The organism is Amycolatopsis sp. NPDC114484 (assembly GCF_055633755.1).
Map to the genome: position 1 here is coordinate 272,113 of NZ_JBVKDQ010000014.1, position 9,900 is coordinate 282,012.

A 9,900-nucleotide genomic window follows, 5' to 3' on the forward strand; every position below is an offset into this window, starting at 1 on the left:
CTCACGTCCTTGTCTCAGGGCTGGACGCCAGGTTGGGGCGGGTGGGTCCGGCGTCGGCGAAGAGCCAGCCCGAGGCGGCGCAGACGCCAGCTCTGGTAGCGGATACGCACCATGGTCCAGCGCGCCGCCACGGGGTTGCCAACTGTCGCCAATGCGTCTCGCCAGGCGCTCTCGGGCTCGCGAACCCCGATCAGGGTGGCGACCAGGGCGGGCTTCCCCGCATCCCGGCTCAGCGTGAACGTCACCCGCAGTTCGTTCCCGGAGAGGTGGGCGTGACTCTTGTACAGGCCGGTCAACGGGAAGAACGGGGAAACGTAAAGCGCCTTGTCGAAACTCGCGCGGCCGAGCGGATCCGGCCTCACTACGTAGCAGTGCCGGTCGCCGAAGGTGTTGCGAACCTCGAAGACCAGGCAGACGAGCCGACCTGCCCGGTCATGGCACCAGTACACCGTGATCGGATCGAACACGTAGCCGAGCCCGCGGGACTGGGAAAGCATCAGCACCCGGCCACCCGCCAGATCAATCCCGTTGAGGCCGAGCAAGAAGTCCACGTTGGCGCGCAGGGGCCGGCCGGGATCGCCCAGATGGTCTGCCGAATTGACACTGCGCAGCAGCCGGGCGACGCGGCCGCGCCGATCCGGCACGTCGAGGTCCGTCAGCCACAACCGCATGCGATAGCGGAACGAGAAACGGGTGCCCTCCGCTCGGTGGTGCGTGACCACGCACCGGTACCTCACCATTGGACGCCCAATGCCCGCGCGGCCTCCACCCCGGAGCGGCAACCGTCCTCGTGGAAGCCCCAGCCGTGATACGCGCCGGCGTAAGCCAAGGCAGCGGAATTGAGGCCGGCCAGCCTGCGCTGGGCACGCAGGCTCTCGCCGGTGTAGAGGGGGTGCTCGTAACGCATGGCGGCCAGCACCTGGCCCGGGTCGACGCGGTCGGTCGCGTTGAGGGTCACCACGTAATCAGTTTCGGCGGGCAGGCCCTGCAACTGGTTGAGGTGGTAGCTGACGCTGACGTCGGTGTCGCTGGCAGCACAGCGGTCTTGCCGGTAGTTCCACGATGCCCGGACGCCTGCGGCCGCTGGCAACAGCCGGGAATCGGTGTGCAGAACAACGTCGCTGGACACGTAGCTGAACGCCGCCAGCACCTCCTGCTCCTCGGGGGTGGGATCGGTGCACATGGCCAGGGCGTCTGCCGGGTGGGTGCCGATCACCGCGGCATCGAAGAACTCAGTGCGACCCTGCTCATCGGTCACCTCGACTCCCCCGGCTGCTCGGGTTACCCCGATCACCCGCGTGGCAGGGCGGACGTCCGGAAGCCCGGCGACGACGCGGCGCACGTACTCCGCCGAGCCGCCGACGATCGTCCGCCATCGGGTCGCCGTGCTGCCGTGCAGCAGACCGTGATTGGACAGGAACTGGAAGAGATACCAGGCCGGGTACCGCAGCGCGCCGCTGGGACCGCAGGACCACACCGCACAGACCAGCGGCAACACCAGATGCCGTCCGAAATACTCGGAATAGCCGCCTTCGGCGAGGAACTCGCCGAGGGTGAGCGAGGTCTCGGGGCTGGCCAGCACTTCAGCGGTCCGGCCGGTGAAACGACCGAGCTCAGCAAGGGCTTTTCCCCAGATGACGCGGTCGGCAGACGGCGGCCGGTTCGGCACGGACCGCAGCGTGCTTCCGCTCAGATACCGCAGACCGCACCCCTCGCAGCTGACCGACATCGACATTTCGGAACCTCGAGTGTTGACCCCGATTTCGGTCAGCAGCCTGGTCAGCAACGGGTAGTTCCCCGCGTTGTGCACGATGAACCCGGAGTCCGCCGCCAGTGGCGCCGCCCCCACCTGGTGGGTGTGCGCGTGCCCGCCCAGCCTCGCGTCCGCCTCGAACAGCGTGACGTACCGTGCCCGGCTGAGGACGTGGGCGGCCGTCAGGCCCGCGACGCCGGAGCCGATCACCGCGACGGTGGGGCGGGTCGTGCTCACTTCGCCTCCAGAACCAGCCGGGAAAGGTGGTTTCTCAGCAGCGCCGGGCGGACGACCGGGGGCTCAGTCACCCGCAGCGCGGGGAAACGACGGTAAATGCTGGCCGGCAGCCGACAGAGCACCATCCGCACCAGCGACTGGCCTAGGCAGCTGTGCGCGCCGTGCCCGAAGGTCAGCGCCCGGTCCAGACCGGGGCGGGATGGGCGGAAAACGTCTGGGTCGGCCCAATGCGCCGGGTCCCGGTTCGCCGCAGCGGTGAAGACCATGACCGCCTCGCCGGCGCGGATCGAGACACCGCCCAGTTCGACGTTCTTCCAGGCGACTCGCACCGTACCGTGGGCCGGGGCGTCGTAGCGCAGCAATTCCTCGACACTCGCATCAGGCGCCAGCGGGCCGGAAAGGATGCGTTCCCGTTCTTCCGGGAACCGGTTCAAGGTCTGGATCAGGTTGCCGACAGCACCGGTGAGGTTGACGAGCCCAGGGCCGATGATTCCGACCGCCTCGGCGGGGGAAAGACCCTCCATCGCGGATCCGCGCCCGGCTGCTCTGGCCGCGAAGTCGAGGAGCGTGCCCGCGGCTTGATCGTCGAGCAGTTGCGGAGCCTCGTCGATCACCTTCGCGAAGGCCCACGCGGCGGGCAGGACGGCCTGCGTGTCGGCCGCCGAAACGCCGAGGAGGGCGGCGAAGACGCCCGCGACGAGCGGCTCGACGACCGTTTCCATCACCTCGACGGAACCCGTCCGGGAGAATCTGACCGCCAGCCGGTCCATGGCCTGTTCGATACAGTTTTCTACCCGGGCTTCGAAATCCCCGCCCAGCGCATGGGCGAGAGCCCGGTGCATGGCGGAACGAGCCGCCCGGTGGCCGGCGCCCTTGAGCGTCACCAAGTCCGCGCTCAGCAGTGCAGCCGGATGGCTCCGCCAACCCGGCTGCACGACGTCGCGCCGCGCGGGGGTCGGCGGCCCGAAGCGGTCAGTGGCGTGCAATACCTCGGCGACCTCCGGGTATCCCAGGACCGCCACTCCGCGCCAGATCCGGAACACCGGGCCGAAGGCCCGGAGCTGAGAGAGAATCGGATACCGCGCGCCGTGCCCGGTCGCTCGGCGCATCCTGGCGAGCAGCACTGCCGCCTGCCGGTTGCCGGCAGAGGGGGACATCACGCCGCACCGCCGGGGAGGCGGACCACCTGGGCAGCGTGGGCCAGGCCGGCTCCGAAGCCGAGCAGCAGGGCGAGCCCGTGCGGTGCGGTACCGCCTTCGGCAAGCACTCTGCTCATCGCCAGCGGAATGGAAGCCGCCGATGTGTTGCCCTGCTCAGCGACGTCGAAGGACACCTGGACCTGCTCGGGAAGGTCCAGGGCTGTCGCGACCGCGGCGACGATCCGCCCGTTGGCCTGGTGCGGGATGAACACGCTGAGGTCGGCCACGTCCACCCCGGCCAGCTTCAGCGCCTGGCGGGCTACCGGTGCCATCTCGCGGATCGCCCACCGGTACACGGCCGTCCCCGACATCTCGAGCCGCCCGGGCCAGGGACCGGCCGGGTCCTCGCGCAGCCGGTCCCAGGGCGCAGCCTGGCGGATGACGTCTTTCCGGCTGCCGTCCGCGCCCCAGACGACCGGGCCGATCGCCGTCTCGTCCGCGGGGCCGACCACGACCGCGCCGGCGCCGTCCGCGAACAGGAACGCTGTCGACGGGTCTTCCAGATCCAGCATGTCGCTGATCCGTTCGGCTCCGATGACGACGACGTACCTGCTGTTCCCTGCCCGGACGATGTCGCTGGCCAGCGCGAGCCCGTAGCAGAAACCGGCGCAGGCGGCGGAGAGGTCGAACGCCCCGGCGTTGACGGCGCCGATCTCGGCTGCCACGACCGGTGCGACGGCAGGGGTCTGCTGCAGGTGCGTGATCGTGGCGACGATGACGCACCCCACCTCCTCCGGTTCGATCCCGGCGTGCGCAAGAGCGCTTTTCGCGGCGCAGGCGCTCATCACGGTCAGGGTTTCGGTCTCGGTGGCCCAGCGCCGGCTGTGGATGCCGGTGCGGGCGACGATCCATTTCTCCGGCAGGTCAAGGGTCGCCGCGATCTCGACGTTGTGCACGACTCGGCTGCCCCGATGGGCGCCGACACCGAGAATGGCAGTGGCGCCGCGATGCTTCGCGGCCTTGATCCGGGCAGGCATCAGTGCGCCTTCCCGGGGAGCCGCAATTCGCCCGTCCGGCTGTTTACCGCGCTCATCGCGTAGTGTTTGGCGGTGTAGCCCCAGCTGGCGTTCGCGGTCTCGAAGTATCGGCTGGTCTCCTCCGCGAATCCGGGCTGGACCAACTCCAGTTCCGTTCGCCGCGCCGCGATCCGCTCCTGCCAGGCTTCGATAGTGCGCCGGTAGTCCGCGGTGAGGTCGGTGATCGACGAGATGCCGAGACCAGCGTCCTCAAAAGACCTCACCAGGCCGGAGAGCGTCGGCATGACGGTGTAGCCGAACACCTCGACCGCGTGCTCACTCGCCGGCCGCGGCTCGTATTCCGCCTTGTCCGCGGCGCTGCGGTAACAAGAGGAGGACACATACAGCCGACCCCGCAGTTTCAGCAGCCGCCGGATGGTCTTCAGCGTTTCGACGTGGTCGGGGAAGTGTTCCAGCACGCCGATCGCACTGACGGCGTCAAAGCTGCGCTCGGGCAACGACACTCGCTGAAACTGCGCCACTTCCAGCTGAACCCGACCAGCCACCCCGGCGGCTTCCGCCCGCGCCGCGATGAACGCTGCTTGCCGCGGCGACGGAGTCACCCCCACCACGTCGCAGTCCAGTTCCCGGGCCAGGAACAAGACCATGCTGCCCCAGCCTGAGCCGATGTCCAGCACTCGCTCGCCGCCGCGCAGCCCGAGCAGGTCCGCCACGAAGCGCAATTTCGCCTCCTGCGCCTCGTCCAGGGACTCCGCACCGGTGGCGTAGAGGCCGCTGGTGTACTTCATCCGCCGGTCGAGGAACATCTCGAACAGCTGCGGCGACTGGTCGTAATGCCGATTGGTGACCGCTTCTGTCATCGAGTTGCCGCCTGGTGCGCGGCGACAACGAGCTCGACCAGGTCCGCCACTGTCTCGGCATCCCGGATTTGCTCGTCGTCGAATTCCAGTTCGTACTCGCGTTCGAGGCGGGAAACCACGCGCAGCAGGCGCACCGAATCGGCACGGGGCAGTTCGTCGAGATGATCCGTCTCGACGATCTCGCCGGTTCCCGTCCCCAGCTCCTGGGCCAGGTGATCGCGGACATCCCGCAAGACGGCATCTCGGGATAGGCTCATGTGCACGGTCCGTTCGGTTCGGTCGGGGCCGGGCCAGCCGTCCCGAGGTCGAGCAAAGCAAATTCGGCACTGTCCGCTCCGTGGCCGACGAGGGACACGACCGTGCCCTCCCAGCAGAACGTCCGACCAGGCAGCCGCGGTCCGGCCGGCATACTGACAGCCGGGCCGTCCGGCGACCAATGCACCCGGTATGCACGCAGACTCGGCCATCTGCCGAGGGCTGCCTTGTAGGCGGCTTCCTTCAGCGTCCACAGCACTGTCGGATCGAGGTTGGCAGGAAGCGTCTCGCCAGGTCCGATGATGCGCCTCGCCAGCACTGCATCACACTGCCCTTGACCCTCCACATCGATGCCGACCTGACAATCGGACGACCCGACAGCGCAGGCGACTCGATCGCCGGTGTGGGAGAGCGAGAGCGCGATCCCGCGCAAACCGCGCACCACAGGTGCACCGGACAGCCGATCGGGTACCAGTTCCGCCTCCGCGGCACGTGCGCCACAGTGCAAACTGAGGGCTGCTCGCGCAGTGAGTCGACCGATCAGCCACTCCCTGCGACGCCACGGCGGGTACCGCTCCGCGGTATGCCGGTCCCACTCGCTCGGCTTGGTCGAATCAAGGTCAATCCCGGTCCAATCGGCCAGTACGGCAGACTCGATCTTCCCGGAGGACGGGACCGGTCCGACGCGGGTGTCAGACGCGAGGGTCACGGCAGGCGCCCCAGCGAGTCGATCAGCTGGAGCACATCGTCGCTGTCGGCCCGGCCAGGGGTGTCGACGAAATCGGAAACCAGCCGAGCCAGCGCACCGTACGCTTCCGTGTGGTCGTAGCCGAGCGCGTCCGCGAGCTGGAACGACCAACGCCGGTAGCCGTCGAGCGTCGACGCCAGGGGCATCCGAAAGGTCGCGACCACGTCCTTCAGATACGGTGCCGCCGCGGGACCGTCCATTTCGAGGTAACCGGCCACCAGCTTCGAGTAGAGCGCGAAGTGACGGGCTTCGTCACGAGCCATCAGCTTCAGCAGTTCACGCAGGACCGGCTCCGTCACGCCAGACAGAAACCGCTGATAGAATAATTGAGTGGCCTTCTCTTGAATGAGGGTGTAGGCGAATGCCTGCAGCGGATGCTCGTAGGGCAGGCTGAACGGCTTCGTGCCCTCCTGCGCCAGTTCGACCAGCAGATCGTCCTCGTTGTCGGCAATACCCGCGGCCAGCTGATAGCGGGTCAGCGCCGAAGCGTGCCGCTCCTCCTCGTGCGCCCAGGTCACGAAGAACCGGAAGTACTCGCGATTGGCGCAGAACACCGCCACGTCGCGATCGGCGCCGGTCACCGGAAAAGTGGTGAGCAGCCAGTCCAGGTATCCCGGCAGGTGATCTTCGATGAAAGTGATGAACCGGACCGCCGATCGGTCCAGCGCGGTGAGCCGATCAGCGTCGAGTCTTGCCCAGTCAAGGCTTTCGACCTGCCAGGCGTTCGTGCCGCCCCGATGCACCGCGGGCCCCACGGCGGCACGAATCACGTTGAGGGGAAGCGACTTCTGCCGAGCGAGAATCCTGGCCATTGGCCGCCTTCCACCTTCCCTGTCAGCGATCAGAAACGACGGGATTTATCAAAAATTTCTTCGATGATCTCGATCTCGCAGCGGAAGCCGCGATCCATAAGAGCATGTCTCATTTGGCACGTTTCTTGCAGCCGGCGATGGCGGCGCCGAGCGTGAGGAAGGCGAGGTAGTGGCTGGGTTTGCGTTCGCAGCGGATGGTCAGACGTCGACAGCCGGGGAGCCACGCGATCGATCGCTCGACGACCCGCCGGCGCCGGCCGAGGTTCCCGGCGGACTCGACGCCTTTGCGGGCGATGCGCGGGATGATCCCGCGTCGGCGCCGCCAGTCGCACAGGGCGGGAATGTCGCAGGCCTTGCCGGCATGGAGCCTGACAGCTTCGCGTCGCCGTGGTCCGCAGCGGGAGCGAATCGCCGGAATCGCATTGACCCGCGGTTTGAGCGCGTGGCTGTCGTGGGTGTTCGCTGCGGAGATCCGGCGATCAGGGGCAGGCCCCGGTCGGACAGGACGTGGATCTTGGAGCCGGATTTGCCGCGGCCGACCGGGCTCGGGCTGGTCAGTCCGCCCCTTTTCGGGCCCTGACGGATGCTCCGTCCAGGACCGCGCGGGACCAGCCGATCATGCCTTGGCCGCCCAGTTCGTCCAGCACCGCACGATGCACAGCGCGCCACAGTCCAGCCTGGGTCCATTCGGTGAACCGCCGATGCGCCGTCGGTACGGTCACCCCGAAGCTGGGCGGCAGATGCCGCCAGGCGCAGCGGCCGGTCAGCACGAACACGATCGCCCCGAACACCATCCGGTCGCCCGCTCGCGATATGCCGCCGCCCCGCGGGCGCGTCTTTCCTGGCGGGATCAACGGCTCCGCGAGCGCCCACAACTCCTCCGGCACCGGACGCCGCGACAACTCGTCCGTCACAAGTCATGATCATGCCCGCACCTCAATCAAAACCCAAGTGAGACACGCTCTAAATCAACGGATCACGGAAAAGCGCCAGCCTCTTTCCTGATCAATGATTCGACAGGGCATCGGCCTCGAACGCTAATGCGAAAACCGCCGACCGTGCAACAGCTGCGGGGCGAGCAAGAGATTATCGGGCAGAGATTCCGCAGAAAGTGCCTCGCTGCCGTTTCCCGGCCAGGAGGCAGTACGCCGATCACAGCCAAGAACCGCGCTCGCGACGCGCACGGCTTGCTCGACCCCGGCTTGACATCCGTCGGTCACGACGAGCATCGGAGGGCAGGTCCCAGGCCGTCGGCTTGGTTGGCATCATCCGCACCGCGGCGATCATCGCGCTGGCCGCGTCCTCCGGCATGCGGGCGAGCGAGCTGATGGAGCTGCGTGTCGGAGGTCGCCGCGTCGACGAGCCTGTTCCTGGTTTGAAGCGGTTCCGCGTCGCAAGCAAGATCATCAAGGTCGGCCCCTGGGCGGCACCGATGGCGAATGGATCGTCATCGAGCCCGCTTACCGGGCCGTCGAACTCCCCGAACAGCTGCACGAAGATCGCCGTGAGGGCGCACTGCTGTTCGGCCGCTTCGCCTTCTACTTCCGCTACATCTGGTTCCGCAACTGGGTCGACTCGCCTGCTGGCGCCCGTCTCGGACTGGCGCCGATTCCAGAAGAGCCGGTCACGTTGCGGATGCTCGGAAGGACGCTCTCTTTGGAAATGGCCTACCGGCCGGGCGGAGTTCTCGCCGCCAAGATCCACCTGAAGCACTGCGTCGTCGCGACCACCGAAGACTACGCATCACGCCCCGGCGGCACCCAAGCCGAACTGCTTGCCGAGGTCAACAAACACGAGGCCGACCGCAACCCCGAACTCGTCCTCGCGGAGTTCCGCAGCTACCAGCAAGGCATCCTGCGCGCCGGGCCCGGCGCGCGCAGCCTCACCGAGTTCTTCGCCAGCATCGACGGCGACCTGCACACGGAACCTGTTGCGGCACCACGAATCCAGCGCAACGACCGTGACATTCTCAACCTACTGTCCCAACGCGCCAACGTGCCGCACCTGGGCCCAGCGAACTACTGCTGGTTCACCGACCCCTCCCGGGCCCTCTGCCTCAAGCTGGCGGGCACCCCGACCGCGAGGAAACCGCTGATCGGCATGTGTGATTCCGCGCGCTGCCCGCAGGCAACCCACCACCAAGTTCACCGAGGCGTCTGGGCCGAGCACAGCGAACGCACCAAGACATTCCTCGGCCAGCTCGGCAAAACCCGCACCGCTGAACGCGAGCGCCTCACCAGCGACCACACCCGGGCCCAGCGCGTCATCGCCGAGATCGATGCCGCCGCCAGCAAGGACCTGCCGTGAGGATCAGTGCCGCCCAGCGCACGCAGAACGAGAACCGCGTCCGCGCCGCCCTGGACCGACTGCTCCGCGGGGAGATTCCTGTGGGGGCTGCGACGTCAAAACCCTCGCCGCGCAGGCGGGCGTCGATCGCAGCGCCTTCTACGGCTCCCGGCCCTACGCGCACCTGCGCGTCGAGTTCGAACAGCGGCTTCAGCAGCTGCAAGACGCCGGACACATCCCGGATCCCAAGGCTGCCAGATCGAACGCCTCAAGACAGAGATCAACAAGCTCAACGACCGCCTGGCCCAGGCGAACTCGACGATCGAACAGCTAGCCGGCTTCCGGACCCAAGCCCTGGCACGGCTGGTCGCCCGGCGCGAGGAAATCCACCGGCTACGCGCTGCCACAGCAGGGAACGCGAACGTCGCCCACCTCCCGGCCACCCGACGCAAGGTCATCGGACCATGCTGACACCGCACTCCACGGTGACGTCGATCACAAGGGCTCGGCCTTGTCGCCGCACACGCAGCGATCTGCGTCGCGAACGCGGCGCTCGGGGATCGTCCCGGTCAAACGCGGCACGAACCCAGCCGCACACAGCTTCTGCGGACACAAGGCACTTCTGCGCCGGCGGTCTCTCTCCGTCCGGTTTGGGCTTGATCTCCATCCGGGAGCTTCTCGGGCACGCCTGGCTCGCCTCGACCCTGAACTGCGTTCACGTGCACCGCACGCGGATCGAAGAAGCCTGGCTCGCCGGCCGGCAGCGCGCCGCC

At 67.8% G+C, this 9,900-nt stretch carries 8 protein-coding genes and 1 pseudogene; 1 reads left to right on the plus strand and 8 read right to left on the minus strand.

Translation table 11 applies throughout. The features are described 5' to 3' along the window. Positions 1-14 precede the first annotated feature (14 nt). The 8 genes and pseudogenes from ACZ7SW_RS30710 to ACZ7SW_RS30745 form a co-directional block, all read right to left on the minus strand. Positions 15-722 carry a DUF1365 domain-containing protein gene (locus ACZ7SW_RS30710; RefSeq protein WP_470233843.1) on the minus strand — a complete coding sequence of 236 codons (708 nt, stop codon included), beginning with the start codon at positions 720-722 and terminating at the stop codon, positions 15-17. Between the two features lie 11 nt (positions 723-733). After that, positions 734-1,990: an NAD(P)/FAD-dependent oxidoreductase gene (locus ACZ7SW_RS30715; RefSeq protein WP_470233844.1), complete on the minus strand. Its 1,257-nt coding sequence runs from the start codon at positions 1,988-1,990 to the stop codon at positions 734-736. Then, complete coding sequence (locus tag ACZ7SW_RS30720; RefSeq protein WP_470233845.1) at positions 1,987-3,147, minus strand: cytochrome P450; 1,161 nt, start codon at positions 3,145-3,147, stop codon at positions 1,987-1,989. The genes ACZ7SW_RS30715 and ACZ7SW_RS30720 overlap by 4 nt, the downstream gene beginning before the upstream one ends. Further along, on the minus strand, positions 3,147-4,166 hold the full coding sequence (locus ACZ7SW_RS30725; protein ID WP_470233846.1) for a beta-ketoacyl-ACP synthase 3: 1,020 nt from the start codon (positions 4,164-4,166) through the stop codon (positions 3,147-3,149). The genes ACZ7SW_RS30720 and ACZ7SW_RS30725 overlap by 1 nt, the downstream gene beginning before the upstream one ends. Beyond that, on the minus strand, positions 4,166-5,026 hold the full coding sequence (locus ACZ7SW_RS30730) for an SAM-dependent methyltransferase (RefSeq protein WP_470233847.1): 861 nt from the start codon (positions 5,024-5,026) through the stop codon (positions 4,166-4,168). The genes ACZ7SW_RS30725 and ACZ7SW_RS30730 overlap by 1 nt, the downstream gene beginning before the upstream one ends. Continuing rightward, positions 5,023-5,283 carry an acyl carrier protein gene (locus ACZ7SW_RS30735; RefSeq protein ID WP_470233848.1) on the minus strand — a complete coding sequence of 87 codons (261 nt, stop codon included), beginning with the start codon at positions 5,281-5,283 and terminating at the stop codon, positions 5,023-5,025. Before ACZ7SW_RS30735 ends, ACZ7SW_RS30730 begins: the two co-directional genes overlap by 4 nt. 703 nt (positions 5,284-5,986) lie before the next feature. Then, positions 5,987-6,841, minus strand: coding sequence for an acyl-ACP desaturase (locus ACZ7SW_RS30740; protein ID WP_470233849.1), 855 nt, complete (start codon positions 6,839-6,841; stop codon positions 5,987-5,989). Positions 6,842-6,950: 109 nt separating this feature from the next. Then, a pseudogene (locus tag ACZ7SW_RS30745) lies at positions 6,951-7,755 on the minus strand (IS5 family transposase). Between the two features lie 748 nt (positions 7,756-8,503). Here ACZ7SW_RS30745 and ACZ7SW_RS30750 point away from each other — a divergent pair. Continuing rightward, positions 8,504-9,148: a hypothetical protein gene (locus tag ACZ7SW_RS30750; RefSeq protein ID WP_470233850.1), complete on the plus strand. Its 645-nt coding sequence runs from the start codon at positions 8,504-8,506 to the stop codon at positions 9,146-9,148. The last annotated feature ends 752 nt before the right edge of the window (positions 9,149-9,900 follow it).

Coding starts and splice junctions, on each gene's coding strand:
- ACZ7SW_RS30735 (WP_470233848.1), bottom strand. CDS start 5,283: ATGAGCCTATCCCGAGATGCCGTCTTGCGGGATGTCCGCGATCACCTG.
- ACZ7SW_RS30740 (WP_470233849.1), bottom strand. CDS start 6,841: ATGGCCAGGATTCTCGCTCGGCAGAAGTCGCTTCCCCTCAACGTGATT.
- ACZ7SW_RS30725 (WP_470233846.1), bottom strand. CDS start 4,166: ATGCCTGCCCGGATCAAGGCCGCGAAGCATCGCGGCGCCACTGCCATT.
- ACZ7SW_RS30720 (WP_470233845.1), bottom strand. CDS start 3,147: ATGTCCCCCTCTGCCGGCAACCGGCAGGCGGCAGTGCTGCTCGCCAGG.
- ACZ7SW_RS30750 (WP_470233850.1), top strand. CDS start 8,504: ATGGCCTACCGGCCGGGCGGAGTTCTCGCCGCCAAGATCCACCTGAAG.
- ACZ7SW_RS30730 (WP_470233847.1), bottom strand. CDS start 5,026: ATGACAGAAGCGGTCACCAATCGGCATTACGACCAGTCGCCGCAGCTG.